Source organism: Paraburkholderia sp. GAS33 (assembly GCF_050436645.1).
GTDB lineage: Bacteria > Pseudomonadota > Gammaproteobacteria > Burkholderiales > Burkholderiaceae > Paraburkholderia > Paraburkholderia phenazinium_B.
Map to the genome: position 1 here is coordinate 254,447 of NZ_JBNDMP010000011.1, position 15,274 is coordinate 269,720.

15 protein-coding genes, 1 tRNA gene and 1 riboswitch are annotated in these 15,274 nt (G+C 62.0%); of the genes, 13 read left to right on the forward strand and 3 right to left on the reverse strand.

Annotated elements, in window-relative coordinates:
- Nucleotides 1-1,248 carry a serine hydroxymethyltransferase gene (gene glyA / locus P3T24_RS29545; protein WP_074265787.1) on the reverse strand — a complete coding sequence of 416 codons (1,248 nt, stop codon included), beginning with the start codon at nucleotides 1,246-1,248 and terminating at the stop codon, nucleotides 1-3.
- A 175-nt stretch (nucleotides 1,249-1,423) separates the two neighbouring features.
- Nucleotides 1,424-1,523, reverse strand: a riboswitch (ZMP/ZTP riboswitch).
- 286 nt (nucleotides 1,524-1,809) lie between these two features.
- On the opposite strand from glyA, the gene ydfG reads away from it, so the two are divergent.
- The 10 genes from ydfG (at nucleotide 1,810) to P3T24_RS29595 (ending at nucleotide 9,204) form a co-directional block, all read left to right on the forward strand.
- Nucleotides 1,810-2,556, forward strand: coding sequence for a bifunctional NADP-dependent 3-hydroxy acid dehydrogenase/3-hydroxypropionate dehydrogenase YdfG (ydfG, locus tag P3T24_RS29550; RefSeq protein WP_074265788.1), 747 nt, complete (start codon nucleotides 1,810-1,812; stop codon nucleotides 2,554-2,556).
- 57 nt (nucleotides 2,557-2,613) lie between these two features.
- Nucleotides 2,614-3,093 (forward strand): tol-pal system-associated acyl-CoA thioesterase, encoded by a 480-nt coding sequence (gene ybgC / locus P3T24_RS29555; protein ID WP_074265789.1) that lies wholly within the window; start codon nucleotides 2,614-2,616, stop codon nucleotides 3,091-3,093.
- Nucleotides 3,094-3,247: 154 nt separating this feature from the next.
- Nucleotides 3,248-3,925 (forward strand): protein TolQ, encoded by a 678-nt coding sequence (gene tolQ / locus P3T24_RS29560; RefSeq protein WP_074265790.1) that lies wholly within the window; start codon nucleotides 3,248-3,250, stop codon nucleotides 3,923-3,925.
- 10 nt (nucleotides 3,926-3,935) lie between these two features.
- Complete coding sequence (gene tolR, locus P3T24_RS29565; RefSeq protein ID WP_074265791.1) at nucleotides 3,936-4,388, forward strand: protein TolR; 453 nt, start codon at nucleotides 3,936-3,938, stop codon at nucleotides 4,386-4,388.
- The gene (gene tolA / locus P3T24_RS29570) at nucleotides 4,385-5,395 is read left to right on the forward strand and encodes a cell envelope integrity protein TolA (protein ID WP_074265792.1); all 1,011 of its coding nucleotides are present in this window, start codon (nucleotides 4,385-4,387) and stop codon (nucleotides 5,393-5,395) included. The genes tolR and tolA overlap by 4 nt, the downstream gene beginning before the upstream one ends.
- Nucleotides 5,396-5,509: 114 nt before the next feature.
- Nucleotides 5,510-6,802: a Tol-Pal system beta propeller repeat protein TolB gene (gene tolB / locus P3T24_RS29575; protein ID WP_074265793.1), complete on the forward strand. Its 1,293-nt coding sequence runs from the start codon at nucleotides 5,510-5,512 to the stop codon at nucleotides 6,800-6,802.
- Nucleotides 6,803-6,820: 18 nt separating this feature from the next.
- Complete coding sequence (gene pal / locus P3T24_RS29580) at nucleotides 6,821-7,330, forward strand: peptidoglycan-associated lipoprotein Pal (RefSeq protein ID WP_074265794.1); 510 nt, start codon at nucleotides 6,821-6,823, stop codon at nucleotides 7,328-7,330.
- Between the two features lie 15 nt (nucleotides 7,331-7,345).
- Entirely contained in the window at nucleotides 7,346-8,095 is a 750-nt protein-coding gene (gene ybgF, locus P3T24_RS29585) for a tol-pal system protein YbgF (RefSeq protein WP_074265795.1), read from the forward strand.
- A 161-nt stretch (nucleotides 8,096-8,256) separates the two neighbouring features.
- Nucleotides 8,257-8,332: transfer RNA gene (locus tag P3T24_RS29590), tRNA-Lys, on the forward strand.
- A gap of 449 nt (nucleotides 8,333-8,781) precedes the next feature.
- Nucleotides 8,782-9,204, forward strand: coding sequence for a hypothetical protein (locus P3T24_RS29595; RefSeq protein ID WP_429440189.1), 423 nt, complete (start codon nucleotides 8,782-8,784; stop codon nucleotides 9,202-9,204).
- A gap of 40 nt (nucleotides 9,205-9,244) precedes the next feature.
- On the opposite strand, the gene P3T24_RS29600 is transcribed toward P3T24_RS29595, so the two are convergent.
- Complete coding sequence (locus P3T24_RS29600; protein ID WP_074265797.1) at nucleotides 9,245-9,865, reverse strand: ParB-like protein; 621 nt, start codon at nucleotides 9,863-9,865, stop codon at nucleotides 9,245-9,247.
- 272 nt (nucleotides 9,866-10,137) lie between these two features.
- Between P3T24_RS29600 and P3T24_RS29605 the strand changes: the two genes are divergently transcribed.
- Nucleotides 10,138-10,950 (forward strand): mechanosensitive ion channel family protein, encoded by an 813-nt coding sequence (locus P3T24_RS29605; RefSeq protein ID WP_074265798.1) that lies wholly within the window; start codon nucleotides 10,138-10,140, stop codon nucleotides 10,948-10,950.
- A gap of 57 nt (nucleotides 10,951-11,007) precedes the next feature.
- On the opposite strand, the gene P3T24_RS29610 is transcribed toward P3T24_RS29605, so the two are convergent.
- Nucleotides 11,008-11,679, reverse strand: a complete 672-nt coding sequence (locus P3T24_RS29610; RefSeq protein ID WP_074265799.1) for a VTT domain-containing protein — start codon at nucleotides 11,677-11,679, stop codon at nucleotides 11,008-11,010.
- A gap of 257 nt (nucleotides 11,680-11,936) precedes the next feature.
- On the opposite strand from P3T24_RS29610, the gene mutL reads away from it, so the two are divergent.
- Together mutL and miaA are read left to right on the forward strand one after the other, a co-directional pair.
- Nucleotides 11,937-14,012 (forward strand): DNA mismatch repair endonuclease MutL, encoded by a 2,076-nt coding sequence (mutL, locus tag P3T24_RS29615; protein WP_074265800.1) that lies wholly within the window; start codon nucleotides 11,937-11,939, stop codon nucleotides 14,010-14,012.
- Nucleotides 14,013-14,067: 55 nt separating this feature from the next.
- Nucleotides 14,068-15,021: a tRNA (adenosine(37)-N6)-dimethylallyltransferase MiaA gene (gene miaA, locus P3T24_RS29620; protein ID WP_074265801.1), complete on the forward strand. Its 954-nt coding sequence runs from the start codon at nucleotides 14,068-14,070 to the stop codon at nucleotides 15,019-15,021.
- Nucleotides 15,022-15,274 lie beyond the last annotated feature (253 nt).

Genomic DNA, 15,274 nt, shown 5'->3' on the forward strand with positions numbered 1-15,274 from the left:
TTACTTGTAGACCGGGAAGCGCTTGGTCAACTCGGCGACCTGCGTGCGAACGCGTTCGATCGTCGCCGCGTCTTCCGGGTTGTCCAGCAGATCGGCGATCAGGTTACCCACCTGCTCCGCTTCCTTCACGCCAAAACCGCGCGTGGTCATGGCAGGCGAACCGAGGCGAATACCGCTCGTCACGAACGGCTTTTCCGGATCGTTCGGAATTGCGTTCTTGTTGACGGTGATATGCGCCGCGCCGAGCGCCGCTTCCGCTGCCTTGCCCGTGATGTGCTTCGCACGCAGGTCGACCAGCATGACGTGGCTTTCCGTACGGCCCGAGACGATGCGCAGACCGCGCTTCACGAGCGTTTCGGCCAGCACGCGGGCGTTGTCCACAACCTTCTGCTGGTATTCCTTGAATTCCGGCGACAGCGCTTCCTTGAACGCAACGGCCTTGCCGGCAATCACGTGCATCAGCGGACCACCCTGGATGCCCGGGAAGATTGCCGAGTTGATCGCCTTTTCAAACTCGGCCTTCATCAGGATCACGCCGCCGCGCGGGCCGCGCAGGCTCTTGTGAGTCGTGGTGGTGACGAAGTCCGAATGCGGCACCGGGTTCGGGTAGACACCCGCGGCGATCAGACCGGCGTAGTGCGCCATGTCGACCATCAGGTACGCACCAACCGATTTGGCGATCTTCGACAGACGCTCGAAGTCGATGCGCAGCGCGAAGGCCGAGGCGCCGGCCACGATCAGCTTCGGCTTGTGTTCCTGAGCGAGCTTCTCAGCCGCGTCGTAGTCGATGTCTTCCGCTTCGTTCAAACCGTAGCTGACGACGTTGAACCACTTGCCCGACATGTTGACCGGCGAGCCGTGCGTGAGGTGGCCACCGTGCGCGAGGCTCATGCCCATGATCGTGTCGCCCGGCTTGAGCATGGCGAAGAACACGCCCTGGTTCGCCTGCGATCCGGAATTCGGCTGCACGTTCGCAGCTTCAGCGCCGAACAGTTCCTTGACGCGGTCGATAGCGAGCTGCTCGACGATGTCCACGTATTCGCAGCCGCCGTAGTAGCGCTTACCCGGATAACCTTCCGCGTACTTGTTGGTGAGCTGCGAGCCTTGCGCAGCCATGACAGCCGGGCTCGTGTAGTTTTCCGACGCGATCAGTTCGATGTGGTCTTCCTGACGGCGGTTTTCCTGCTCGATCGCTTTCCAGAGTTCAGGATCGACGTTGGCGATGGTGCTTTGGGCTCTGTCAAACATACGGATTCCGTTGAGTGTTTTCAGGTTGACCGGATCGTGCGCCGAATTTCGTGCAGAAAGCGTAGTGGGTACGCGGCGCTGCTGGCGGCTGTGCCAGCCCTGACGTGGCGGATGAAGATAAGCCGCACACGCGAGGCAGGACAGCCACCGGCGGCGCAATTGACTGCGCGCGGATCACGGCTGCCCAGGCGAACGGCAAAACGGCACCCTGCGCTTCACGGTGGGACGCTCCACCTTGAACCTGTTTGGTTCTATCGCCAGTCACGCAGGGATGAGCGCGTTAGTTTATTGGAACCGCCTGGAATAGGCAACCGGCCCGCCGCGTGGCCCGCAGGGGCAAGCGCCCTGCAAACATCAGACGAAATCCCGCAACGAGCAGGAGCCGTCCCGGCACCCGTAACGCCCGCCGAGGCGGACGGCCCGGCCGCGAATGACCCACCGGTCTCTCATGCCGCCTCCGCGCGCCCGGAGACGCTCCACTGGCGGCAAGGGCGTTCTTGCCGCAGCGCCGCATTGCAAGTAGGCTTGGCGACTTTCCCCTCTCCCCATCAGGAAAACGCAATGATCGTCTTCGTCACCGGGGCGTCCGCAGGATTCGGCGCTGCCATCGCCCGTACTTTCGTCAAGGGCGGCCATCGCGTCGTCGCCACCGCGCGCCGTAAAGACCGTCTGCAGGCGCTTGCCGACGAACTGGGCGACGCGCTTTTGCCGCTCGAACTCGACGTGCGCGACCGTGCCGCCGTCGCCGCCGTGCCCGCCGCGCTACCGGAGAGCTTTGCGGCGATCGACGTGCTGGTGAACAACGCGGGCCTCGCGCTTGGCCTTGAACCTGCGCAACGCGCGAACCTCGACGACTGGCAAACCATGATCGACACGAACTGCTCCGGGCTCGTGCACGTCACGCATGCATTGCTACCCGGGATGGTCGAGCGCAAATGCGGCCATGTGTTTAACCTAGGTTCGGCGGCGGCAAACTGGCCGTATGCGGGTGGTAACGTCTACGGCGCCACCAAGGCTTTCGTGCGCCAGTTCAGCCTGAACCTGCGCGCCGATCTGGCCGGCACGCCGTTGCGCGTAACCGATGTCGAGCCTGGCTTGTGCGGGGGTACCGAGTTTTCCAACGTGCGCTTTCGCGGCGACGACGAGAAGGCGGCCAACGTCTACCAGAACGTGCAGCCGCTGACCGCCGAGGACATCGCCGATGCGATCTACTGGACCGCGACGCGCCCGGCACACGTCAACGTCAACACGATCGAACTGATGCCCGTCGCGCAGTCGTTTGCGGGGTTATCGGTGCATCGCGGCTAAGGCCGCCTTATCCGGACTGACCCACGAAATAACGTGGGGTTTTGCGTTCCGGGTAAAATGCGCCGCATGAATATGTCCCCCAGCGAGCCCGATGCGGGAATCGGCTTCATCTGGCCGATTCGCGTGTACTACGAAGATACCGATGCTGGCGGCATCGTGTTCTACGCGAATTATTTGAAGTTTTTCGAGCGGGCACGTACCGAATGGCTACGAGCATGCGGCGTCGAGCAGGACCGCCTGGTGCAGGAAACGGGCGCCCTGTTCATCGTACGCAGCACCGCGCTCGACTATCTCGCGCCCGCCCGGCTTGACGATCTCGTCAAAATTGTTAGCCGCCCCGAACGAATTGGCCGCGCGTCGGTCGATTTCTTCCAGGAGGCCTGGCGCGAGGGCACGCTGCTTGCTACGGGGACCATTCGGGTCGGCTGCGTCGACCGGGTAACGCTGCGCCCTGCCGCGATTCCTGCATCTGTCCTCGCCGCATTGCGTCGAGGGGCCGATGTAAGTATGTGCAACGTGTCAACGGACAACGGTTGAACATCGTTGTTACGGGGCCAGTGAACTCGTATCGATCAAGCAACACAAAGCATGGTTCGGCCCGCGGTCTGCCGAAGCTTCCGGTTTCCTCACGGCAAGCTTCGACTGACCTTGCAGCCGGACGCCCCCTTCCGGGACGTTACAGCGAACCTATATGAACACTACACAAGATCTATCGATCATTTCTCTCGTTCTTAATGCGAGTCTGCTGGCCCAGGCAGTGATGGCACTGTTGCTGCTGCTGTCGCTGCTGTCGTGGACTTTCATCTTCCGCAAGTGGTTTGCGATCCGCCGCGCACGCGCGCAGACTGAGCGTTTCGAACGCGATTTCTGGTCCGGCGGCGACCTGCAGGCGCTCTATCAAAGCGCTGCGAACAACCGCCATACGATCGGTGCGCTCGAACGCATCTTCGAGTCCGGCATGCGCGAATTCCTGAAGGGCAAGGAAAAGCGACTTAACGACCCGGGCCTGATCCTCGACGGCGCCCGCCGCGCGATGCGCGCCGCGTTCCAGCGCGAGATGGATGTGCTCGAAGCCAATCTGGCGTTCCTCGCCTCGGTGGGTTCGGTCAGTCCGTACATCGGTCTCTTCGGCACGGTTTGGGGGATCATGAATGCGTTCCGCGGCCTCGCCAACGTCCAGCAGGCCACGCTCGCCAACGTCGCGCCAGGTATCGCCGAGGCGCTGACCGCAACGGCAATCGGCCTGTTCGCAGCCATTCCGGCGGTGGTGGCCTACAACCGTTACGCGCACGACATCGACCGTCTGGCGATCCGCTTCGAGACCTTCATCGAAGAATTCTCGAACATCCTGCAACGTCAGGCGCACTAAGGAGTCCACGATGGCCGGTTCCTCCAGTCGCTCCTCCAGTATGCGCGGCAGCCGTTCGCGCCGCGCGATGGCCGATATCAACGTCGTACCGTATATCGACGTGATGCTCGTGCTGCTCGTGATCTTCATGGTGACCGCGCCGCTCGTCGCACCGTCGATCGTCAATCTGCCTACCGTCGGCGGGGCCGCTCCGCAACAGCAGACACCGCCGGTTGTCGTGAATATCCGCGCAGATGGCAACATGAACGTCAAATATAAAGACGACAATGGCGCCATGCAGCAGGAAAGCATGACGCGGGCGGATCTCGATAGCTTCGTCACCGACCGCGAGCAGTCGCACCCGGACCAGCCGGTTGTGATCGCCGCTGACAAGACGGTGAAGTACGAAGCGGTGATGAACGTGATGTCCGACCTGAAGGCTCGCGGCGTCAAGCGCGTTGGCCTGCTCGTCAAATCGCAATGATCCGCAAGAATTCCACTTACCCGCTCCAGCCGCCGCGTGAACGCGGTACCTGGCGAGCGTTCGCGCTCGCGCTGGTGATGCATGCGCTGCTTGCGTTCTTTCTGTACCACGGCATTCAATGGCAGAACAGCACGCCCGCGGGCGCCGAAGCCGAACTGTGGACGGAGGTGCCCGACGTCACGACGCCGCGGCCGCCACCGCCGCCTCCGGTGCCGGTAGCCCCTGCTCCGCCGCTGCCTGATGAACAGGCGGATATTGCGTTGCAGGAAAAGAAACGTCAGCAGCAGGAAGCCGCACGCCAGGCCCAGCTTGCCGAACAGCAGCGACAGCAGCAGCTGCAAGCCCAGCAGGAGGCCGATGCGAAGCGCCAGCAACAACTCGCCGACCAGGCTGCGCAGCTGGCCGCCCAGAAAGCTCAGGCCGCCAAGCTGAAGCAGCAACAGCAGCAGGCTGACAAGCTCAAGCAGCAGCAATTAGCTGATCAGCAAAAGCAGGATCAGTTGAAGCAGCAGCAACTGCAGGAGCAGCAACAACAGGCCCAGGCCGACGCGCAAAAGAAGGCTGATGAGCAGAAGGCGGCGAAGGCGGCTAAAGCGGCGGCCGACGCAGCGCAAGCGAAGAAGCTCGATCAGGAGCGTCGTGCGCGGCTTGCACAGATGCAAGGTATGGCCGGGGGCGAAGGCTCGACGGGCAACGGTCTTGCGAAGAGCGGCACCGGTAGTGGCTCTGGCGGCACGTCGACTTCGCCGGGGTATGCGGACAAGGTCAGACGGCGCGTGCGGCCCAACATCGTTTGGTCGGGTGATACGCAAGGTCTGGAAACCGAAATTTCCGTACGTTGCTCGCCTACGGGCACGCTACTGGACGTGACGGTCACCCGTCCCAGCAGCAATCCCCAGTGGGATGCAGCCGCTGAGCGAGCCGTCAGGGCGTCCGATCCGATGCCGGTCGATGTTGATGGTAAAACGCCGTCGAGCTTCAAGATTACCTTACGCCCGGCTGGTTGATAGCAGGCCCAACGCCCCGTCCAGCGGGGCGTCTCCGGGAACGAATTGAGAGTTTCCCGGTCTGTCTGCTGTCATACCGTGATAGAAATCGTATTTTTTGGGAATCCATACAGCATGACTTTGATGACCAAGCTAGGCCTGCGGACATTGGTGGCGTCGTGCCTGATTGCAGCGGGCGGCGCCGCACACGCCCAACTTAACGTCCTCGTTACGGGCGTCGGAGCTACCCAGTTCCCCATCGCGACGGCGAATTTCGCCAATGAAGCGAACTCGCCGCAACAGGTCAGCACGATCGTGCGCCAGGATCTGCAACGCAGCGGCAAATTCACCAACGTCGACGCCGGCAGCGCGCCCGTTTCGGAAACCGATTCGGTCGATCTGGGTAGCTGGAAGGCCAAGGGCGCCAACGCGTTCGTGGCTGGCAGCGTGAACCACCTGCCGAACGGCCAGTACGAAGTGCGCTTCAAACTGTACGACACGGTCAAGGGCGAAAGCCTTGGCGGCCTCGTGCTGGTGAGCCCTGAAAGCGGCCTGCGGATGAGCGCGCACAAGGTCGCGGACTACATCTATGCGAAGCTGCTGGGTGATCGCGGCGTGTTCGCCACCCGTCTGTCATACGTCATCAAGACCGGCAACCGCTACCAGTTGCAGATTTCCGATTCGGATGGCCAGGATGCGCACATCGCGCTGTCGAGCCCCGAGCCGATCATCTCGCCCGCCTGGTCGCCTGACGGCACGAAGGTCGCCTACGTGTCCTTCGAAAAGAAAAAGCCGATCGTCTACATCCACGATCTGCCCACGGGCCGTCGTGTGATCGTTTCGGACCAGAAGGGAAATAACAGTGCGCCGGCCTGGTCGCCGGATGGACGCACGTTGGCTGTGGCGCTTTCGCGCACCGGCAACACGCAGATTTTCGCCGTCAATGCGGACGGCAGCGGTCTGCGCCGGCTGACTCAAGGCAGCTCGATCGACACCGAACCGAACTACTCTCCTGACGGACAGTGGATTTATTTCACCAGCGACCGTGGTGGTCAACCGCAGATCTACAAGATGCCGGCCCAGGGCGAAAGCGCCGGAGCGGCCCAGCGGGTCACGTTCACGGGCAGCTACAATACGAGCCCGCGCGTGAGCCCGGACGGCAAGCAGCTCGCCTATATCTCGCGTGTGGGCGGCGCTTTCAAGCTGTATGTTCAGGACTTGCAGTCCGGTTCCGCAACCGGCCTGACCGACACAACACATGACGAATCGCCGAGCTTCGCGGCGAATGGTCAGTACATTCTTTACGCCACACAGGTGAACGGCCGTGGCGTGTTGGCCGCAGTATCGACCGACGGTCGCACTCGGCAGGTCCTGTCCGTTCAGGGCGGCGTCGTTCGCGAGCCGTCCTGGGGCCCGTTTATGCAATAACACACAAGGAGAGTAACAATGATGTCTAAACTTCGTATCGTATTTGCCGCATTGCTGGTCGGTGCACTCGCTGCATGTCATTCGGGCGTCAAGCTCGACGAGAACGCCAATAAGGGCGGCGCTGTATCAACTCAACCGAACCCGAATGCAGTCGCACAGGTGAACGTCGACGAGCTGAACGATCCGAACAGCCCGCTCGCCAAGCGCAGCATCTACTTCGACTTCGACAGCTACTCGGTCAAGGACGAATACCAGTCGCTGCTGGCACAACACGCGCGTTATCTGAAGGCACATCCGGAACGTCACGTGCTGATCCAGGGCAACACCGACGAACGCGGCACGAGCGAGTACAACCTGGCACTCGGCCAGAAGCGTGCTGAAGCTGTCCGTCGCGCGCTGTCGCTGCTTGGCGTGCCGGATTCGCAAATGGAAGCCGTGAGTCTGGGCAAGGAAAAGCCGCAGGCAACCGGTCATGACGAAGAATCGTGGGCACAAAACCGCCGCGCTGATCTCGTCTACCAACAGTAATAGGTGATGAGCCGTATGACGCAACGTTTCTCCTGGCTGCGCTTTGCTGCAGCCGCCTGCGTGGCGGGCTCGGCCCTGACGGCCGTGCCGGCTCACGCCGGCATGTTCGACGACGACCAGGCCCGTCAGGCGATTCTCGATCTGCGTACCAAGACCGATAGCCTGTCGAGTCAGTTGTCGGCCGCGCAGCGGACCATCCTCGATCAGTCCAACCGCCTCGATCAGCTCAACCAGCAGGTCGCGACGCTTCGCGGACAGAACGAGGACATGGCAAACCAGCTCGCCACAGTGCAAAAGCAGCAGAAGGACTACTACACCGATCTCGACACGCGGCTCAAGAAATTCGAGCCGCAGCAGCAGACCGTGGATGGTGTAGAAGGCACGGTACAGCCTGGCGAGACGGATGCGTTCAATGCGGCCTCAACGCAGTTCCGCAACGGCGACTTCAAGAGTGCGGCGGCCTCCTTCCGCAGCTTCATCGCCAAGTATCCGCAGAGCCCCTATCAGCCGACCGCGCAGTACTGGCTCGGCAACGCACTGTATGCACTGCGTGACTACAAGGGCTCGACGGCTACGTGGGAAGGCGTCGTGAAGAATTACCCGCAGCATCCGCGTGCGCCGGAAGCGCTGCTCGCGATTGCCAACAATCAGCTCGAACAAGGTCAGAAAGCAGCAGCAAAGAAGACCCTCGAGCAGATCGTGGCGCAATACGGCAGCTCGGACGTCGCGCAGTCGGCGCAAGGCAAGTTGTCGCAAATCAAGTAATTTGCAGCTCGCAGCAAACGCGTAGTGTCGAATTAAACGTCACGCGCGCCTCTCGCCGGAAAGCCCGGGGCAGTCGTTGCTCTGGGCTTTCCGGCGAGAGGCGCGACAGCTGCCGGGTTGACAGGCGGCACGCCGTATCGCTATAATTCCGCTTCTCTTTTGGGTCGTTAGCTCAGCTGGTAGAGCAGCGGACTTTTAATCCGTTGGTCACAGGTTCGAATCCCGTACGGCCTACCAAGAAAAATCAAAGGGTTACAGGCCTTGGGCCTGTAACCCTTTGTCCGTTTACGGGTTCGTCTAACCCAGTGGCTGCGCGCAATGCGCAGATCGCCAAAACTCGCTTGGGCTGTCGAAGCCGCTTCTCTCTGCAAATCGAAAGGGAGAGTCCGGAGAATCGTTCGACCGGTCCCGGCAAGCCGGCGTAAATCGTCGTCGGGTACCGCTTCGAGATATCCAATCAAACTAGTGCCGCCGCACTATCTCGCACCCACAGCGCTCGTCACCTCACTCTGACAGAAAGCCGGATCCCTTCCGCAGGAGCGCCCCACTCCAGCGCAGCATATACCTACGCCACCCCGAAAAACCAACTCAATTGGACTCCGAAGTTTCTCGTTTATCGAGACACCAAGACATGTAATGATCGCGCCCGGTGAGTCAACAACGTGTTGCGCAGTGCCCCAGTCAGCATGACACACACAACGGCACAGCCGAAAAACCCGCGCTTTCATTCCGATACCATGAGCAACTTTCTGTTCGATCTGACCGCGAACCTCGTGATCCTCGCAACGCTGCTGGTCGCGTGTCACCTATGCAATCTCGCCCGGCCGGATCTCGCCTTGAACGGCGGCTATGTTTACCTCGTGCTGGCGTCGACCGCCCTGGTGTTCGATGCGGCTTTGACCTTTCTGGTATTCGCAGACGCACGGAGTCGTTACGGCCAATTCAGCACGCCCAGCGCATTCGTCGAGCGTGCGAGCGCTTATGCACTTGCCTGTGCGCTAGCGCTTTACTGCGCCAGCCGCACGCGAGTCCGCAGGGCGAAGGCCAAGACCGACGACGTACTGGTCATCCGGACTTCGGCCTACACCGAGTCCCACCTGCCGATGTAGTAACGCATCGGTCGCACCGGCATCGGACCACCCGCGTTCCTCAGGCCTTGATCACACCGGACCAGCCCGGCAGATAACGCGCCTCAGGCTTATGGGCTAGCGCCTTCGCAAGATCGAGCGCCTTCGCGAAGTTCTTCGCGATCTTGCTCGCCGGGACCCGCGGCCGCAGAAAGTCGGCCCACAGGAATTCGCTGAACGGCGTCGCATCTTTCGCATAGCCGCCGGCATTACGTAGCTCGCCAGCGAGGCTGCGATAGGGGTCGTCCGTCATTTCGGTGATCTCCTTCGGCAGGTGTTCGTATTCGTAACGCGAGCCGTCGGCGCCGAACGGATGGACCCACTGGTTGTGTTCCATCATGCGCCAGAAGATCTCAAAGTCGAGCCAGGAAAGATCTTTCAGCACCATCACCTTCACTTGCTTGACACCCTCTTCGAGCAGCGCCCGTCCGAGGTGATGATGGTCGACGATGTAGTAAAGCTTCTCCGGCCCCAGCACAGCAGGAAACGAGTGCGAGTCGATTGCTGCGCTGCGCTCCTTCTTGTTCAACGTCTTCCAGTGATCGCGCTTCAAGGTGACCTCGCGATAGCCCACCGTCATCTGGGTAGGCCGCAGCGCCGCGAGGTTTGCCGGGATCAAATGAACGTCTCTGTTTGGAACCATGGTCTACCTCATCAAATCGTTAAATCAATTTCAAGGGAAACTTTCGCGGGAAACTCGCGGGAAACAATAGCGCGGATCACGCGCGCCGTTAATACCCGCGAACCATTTCGCATACGGGCAGGAATGGTCCTTGCGCACGCGCGAGCCGTCGGCTATAACTTGCGAAGACCGAGAGTGAAAGGATCTCGCTCCTCATCTGGCATTGCATCTACTGTGTTGAATCGAAGTATTTTCGTCATCAGTCACGCGCAACCGACCCGAGCGAGGCCATCTTGAATCTCGACACCGTACGCATCTTCCTCATGACCCGAGGCATCGACCTCGGCACCAAGGTCCTCGGCGCGATTGTGCTGTGGATTATTGGCCGCTGGGTGATCGGCGTGATCACCGGCCTGCTACGCAAGCTGCTGTCGCGCAATGGACGCGTCGACCCCACCCTCGCGCACTATCTCGGTTCGATCCTCGGCGCCTTGCTGAACCTGCTGCTGATCCTCGCGATCCTGCAGGTGTTCGGAGTCCAGACCACCTCGTTCGCAGCGCTGCTCGCCGGCCTCGGTCTCGCCATCGGCACGGCGTGGGGCGGCCTGCTCGCCCATTTCGCGGCCGGCATCTTCATGCAGGTGCTGCGCCCCTTCAAGGTCGGCGATTTCGTCATGGCCGGCGGCGTTACGGGCACTGTTCAGGAGCTAGGCCTCTTCGGCACCACCATCATCACGCCGGACAACGTCACCACGATCGTCGGCAACAACAAGATCTTCTCCGACACGATCTCTAATTACAGCGTCTTGCCGGTGCGTCGGGTCGAGCTGACGGCGAAGATCGCTAACGGCGTCGATCCGATCGACGCGGCTAATCGACTGCGGGCGGCGATCGTCAAGATTCCTAACGTCGCGGACAGTCCGGCGCCGGATATCGAAGTGCTCTCCTTCACACCGGAAGGTCCGCTGCTATGCGTGCGTCCGTACACGCATACCGACCACTACTGGCAGGTCTACTTCGACACTAACCGGGCCATCATCGAGACCTTCCGCGAAGCGGGCTTCCCGACGCCGGAAACGCCACTCGTGCGTCGCGCCGCGAACTAAGTCCGACGCGAGCGCTACTCCGGAGCGGGCGCTACTTCTGCTGTCGCGAGCTGGAACCTAGCGGCCACCCGCTTTGGGCGCGGGCTTGCGCAGCATCTTCCACAGTGCACCGAGCAGCACGGGCACAACCGCCGCGCCAATACCGACCAGCACGATCACGTTCAGGTACTGGCGAATGAACGGGATGTTGCCGAAGAAGTACCCAAGCAGCACCAGCAGCAGCACCCAGAACAACGCACCCACGAAGTTGAACAACTGGAAGCGGCTCACGGTCATCTGCGATGCGCCCGCGACGAACGGTGCAAACGTGCGCACCACCGGGATAAAACGTGCAAGCACGATGGTCTTGCCGCCATGCTTTTCGTAGAAGTTGTGGGTCTTTTGCAGCGCTGCCCGATCGAGGAAGCGCTCGAGCAGCGGAATATGCGAGTCGAACACTTTGGGTCCGATCGCCCTGCCGATAAGATAGTTAAGCGTATTGCCCCCGACCGCCGCCACCAGCAGCAGCAGAATCAGCAGGCCGAGGTTCATTTCGCCGCTCGCGCAGAACGCGCCGCCGATGAACAGCAGCGAGTCGCCCGGCAGAAACGGCAGCACCACGAGCCCGGTTTCGCAGAACACGATCAGAAACAGCACCGCATACACCCAGGCACCGTACTGTTGAATGAAAACCCCCAGAAACTTGTCGATATGCAAGACAAGATTCACGAACTGCAGCAGCGTGTCCAAAAGCGTCCCTTATTGAGCGAGTGGTGCGAGCGGCCGAATGGGCAGGCCGTCGTGCCATGAGATGAAATGGGCAACGATCCGAGGCCCGAAGGCGCCGAAAATTGACCGCGCCATGATACCGAAAGTGCCCGGCTACGATAAAAAAACTGCGGACGGAGACGCACACCGGACGCCGGCAAGCAGGCGGGAGATGAGTCCGCGCTCAGCGGACGTAGCGGGTTACCTGCCGCTTCCCGGCAAGTCGCTATAATTTCGCCATGTCCGAATTCTCCGAAACGCCTGTCGATCCCGCCGCCCAGGCTGTGGCGCCCGTCCTACGTCCGTTGCGGGCCATCCAACCTCTGCCGGACCTGCTGATCAGCCAGATCGCCGCCGGCGAGGTGGTCGAACGGCCGGCGTCGGTCGTTAAGGAGTTGCTGGAGAACGCCGTCGACGCTGGTGCACAGACGCTGCGCATCCTGCTCGACGAAGGCGGCGTCAAGCGCATCTCGATCACCGACGACGGCTGCGGCATCCCGGAAGGCGAACTCACGCTCGCCCTGATGCGCCACGCCACCAGCAAGATCCGCACGCTCGCCGAACTCGAAGCCGTCGGTACGCTCGGGTTTCGTGGCGAAGCGCTGGCGTCGATTGCGTCGGTGTCGGAGCTGTTCATCACCAGCCGCACGGCCGAAGCGCGGCACGCGATGCGCATCGAAGCGCAAACCGGCGTGCTGAGCCCAGCGGCCGGTACGCAGGGTACGACGATCGAAGTACGCGAGCTGTACTTCAATACGCCCGCGCGCCGAAAATTCCTGAAGAGCGAGCAGACCGAACTCGGCCACTGCCTCGAAATGATCCGCCGCACCGCACTGGCGCGGCCAGACGTAGCGATTTCGGTGCTGCACAACGGCCGCGCGGTCGAACACTGGAACGCCAGCGATCCGGCCACTCGCGTCAGCAAGATCATGGGCGAGACCTTCGCCACGGCTCATCTGCCGCTCGACGAATCGGCCGGACCGCTGGCGGTCTATGGCTGCGCCGGCCTGCCCACCGCCAGCCGCGGCCGGGCCGATCAGCAATACTTCTTCGTCAACGGTCGCTTCGTACGCGACAAGCTGCTGACGCACGCCGTACGCGCCGCTTACGAAGACGTGCTGCACGGCGATCGCTACCCGTCGTATGTGCTGTTTCTCGACCTGCCCCCTGAGGGCGTCGATGTGAACGTGCACCCGTCGAAAATCGAAGTTCGTTTCCGCGATTCGCGCTCGATCCACCAGTTCGTCTTCCACGCCGTGCAGCGGGCGCTGGCACGGCATGCAGGAGCGTCGCCGGAGACCACCGCGGGTGGTCATGCTGCGCATCTTGAGCCGGTGTTGGGTGGTTCGGGGCCGTTTGGAGCCGCAGCAGGCGGTGGTGGCTTAGGTGCGGGCGCCGGCGGGAGCGCCGGTGGCGGCCTTGGCGCTAGCAGCGCAGGGTACGGAGCGAATGGCTTGGGCGGTAGCGCCGGCGGGAGCAGCAACATCGGCGGTAATGGTTTTGGAGCCCAGGCGGGCAACACGTGGCTGCGTCAGGCACGCATGACTCAAGGCACGCTGCCGGTCGCTCAACCGCTTGCGCTCTACGACGCATTATTCGGCGGCCGCAAGGACAACGGCGTCGGGACAGCGCAGGGCACGACCACGCTGGAAGCACGCGATTCCGGTGCGGATACGCCATCGTTCTTCGCCCCGCCGTCAGCCGGCAACGCGGCATTTCACAGCGCGGATGAACAACCACTTGGTTTCGCTCTTGGCCAGATCCATGGCATCTATGTGCTGGCGCAGAACGCCCAGGGGCTGGTGATCGTCGACATGCACGCGGCGCACGAACGGATCCTGTACGAGCAGTTCAAGAATGCGCTGGCCGACCGGGCGATTGCGGTGCAGCCGTTGCTGATTCCGTTGTCGATGCAGGCCGACCCGGTCGAAATCGGCACGGTGGAGGAAGAGCGCGAGACGCTCGATGCACTCGGCTTCGATCTGGCGGTGCTGTCGCCGACGACACTCGCGATCCGCGCGGTCCCGGCGCTGCTCAAGGACGCCGACCTCCAGGCGCTGGCCCGGGCGGTGCTGACCGATCTGCACGCATACGGCGGCTCGCGGGTCCTGACCGAGCGTCAGCACGAACTGCTTGGTACCTTGGCCTGCCACCACGCGGTGCGCGCGAACCGGCGTCTGACGCTGGATGAAATGAACGCGCTGCTGCGCCAGATGGAAGCAACCGAGCGCGCGGACCAGTGCAACCACGGGCGCCCGACGTGGTATCAGCTGACGCTATCGGACCTCGATCGACTGTTCATGCGCGGGCAATGACTCTGCGCGCCGCCACGTTATTACCGCAGCCGCAGGCGCTGCGGGTCCGCCATTCATGACGCAACGCCCTGTCACTCCGATTGTCTGCCTGCTGGGCCCGACGGCCTCCGGCAAGACCGCCGCTGCGCTGGCACTGGCCGCGCGACATCCGGTGGAAATCATCAGCGTGGATTCAGCGCTGGTGTACCGCGAGATGGACATCGGCACGGCGAAGCCAACGGCGGAAGAACGCGAGCGCGTACCGCACCATCTGATTGACATCGTCGATCCCGCCGATGCCTACTCCGCCGCCCAATTCCGCACGGATACGTTGCGACTGGTGGGTGAGATTACGACGCGTGGGCGGGTACCGTTGCTGGTGGGCGGCACGATGCTGTACTACAAGGCGTTGACACAGGGTTTGAACGACCTGCCGGGGGCTGATGCCGAAGTGCGGGCCGCGCTCGATGCGCAGGCGTTGCGTGATGGCTGGCCGGCTTTGCATGCGCGGCTGGCGGAGGTCGATCCGGTCACAGCTGCTCGGCTAGCACCGAATGATTCGCAGCGGATCCAGCGGGCGCTGGAGGTGTTCACGTTGACGGGGCGGCCGATGTCCGAGTTGTTGGCTGCGCCTTCTCAGGTTGACGATTTGGCGTTGCCGTGGCGTTTTGTACCGGTGGCGCTGGAGCCTTCAGATCGCAGTGTTTTACATGCACGCATTGCTGAGCGGTTTGATGCCATGCTGGCTGCCGGGTTTATTGATGAAGTGGAGCGGCTGCGGGCGCGGGGGGATTTGCATCCGGGGTTGGCGTCGATGCGGTGTGTGGGGTATCGGCAGGCGTGGGAGTATCTCGATGGTGTTGGGGATTTTGCTTCCATGCGGGATAAGGGGGTTTTTGCTACCCGGCAGTTGTGTAAGCGGCAGCTTACCTGGCTGCGGGGGATGAGCGAACGGGTCGTTGTGGATTGCTGTGCGGGGGATTCGGTTGAGCAGGTTTTGGGGGTTGTTGAGGGGGTGATTGGGCGGTGATTTTTTTGCCCCTAAGGCGGAGGGTTTGCCTGCGGCGCCTTGGTTTTTTTCTTTTGGGGCTGGCCTCTCCTTGCATTCTTATCGGTTTGCTTGTGTTGCCCCTGTGCGGGGCGACGCTAATAGACCATCAGGAATGCAAGGAAAAGCCCAAGCAGCGAGGGGGGTGTCCCGAATTTTGTGTAAACGGGTTGGTGTTTAACGCTGCACCAGCCGTTCTTCGAACTGGATGGTGAAGCGGTTCAGAGCTGCTTTC

Coding starts and splice junctions, on each gene's coding strand:
- glyA (WP_074265787.1), bottom strand. CDS start 1,248: ATGTTTGACAGAGCCCAAAGCACCATCGCCAACGTCGATCCTGAACTC.
- ydfG (WP_074265788.1), top strand. CDS start 1,810: ATGATCGTCTTCGTCACCGGGGCGTCCGCAGGATTCGGCGCTGCCATC.
- ybgC (WP_074265789.1), top strand. CDS start 2,614: ATGCGCCGCATGAATATGTCCCCCAGCGAGCCCGATGCGGGAATCGGC.
- tolQ (WP_074265790.1), top strand. CDS start 3,248: ATGAACACTACACAAGATCTATCGATCATTTCTCTCGTTCTTAATGCG.
- tolR (WP_074265791.1), top strand. CDS start 3,936: ATGGCCGGTTCCTCCAGTCGCTCCTCCAGTATGCGCGGCAGCCGTTCG.
- tolA (WP_074265792.1), top strand. CDS start 4,385: ATGATCCGCAAGAATTCCACTTACCCGCTCCAGCCGCCGCGTGAACGC.
- tolB (WP_074265793.1), top strand. CDS start 5,510: ATGACTTTGATGACCAAGCTAGGCCTGCGGACATTGGTGGCGTCGTGC.
- pal (WP_074265794.1), top strand. CDS start 6,821: ATGATGTCTAAACTTCGTATCGTATTTGCCGCATTGCTGGTCGGTGCA.
- ybgF (WP_074265795.1), top strand. CDS start 7,346: ATGACGCAACGTTTCTCCTGGCTGCGCTTTGCTGCAGCCGCCTGCGTG.
- P3T24_RS29595 (WP_429440189.1), top strand. CDS start 8,782: ATGACACACACAACGGCACAGCCGAAAAACCCGCGCTTTCATTCCGAT.
- P3T24_RS29600 (WP_074265797.1), bottom strand. CDS start 9,865: ATGGTTCCAAACAGAGACGTTCATTTGATCCCGGCAAACCTCGCGGCG.
- mutL (WP_074265800.1), top strand. CDS start 11,937: ATGTCCGAATTCTCCGAAACGCCTGTCGATCCCGCCGCCCAGGCTGTG.
- miaA (WP_074265801.1), top strand. CDS start 14,068: ATGACGCAACGCCCTGTCACTCCGATTGTCTGCCTGCTGGGCCCGACG.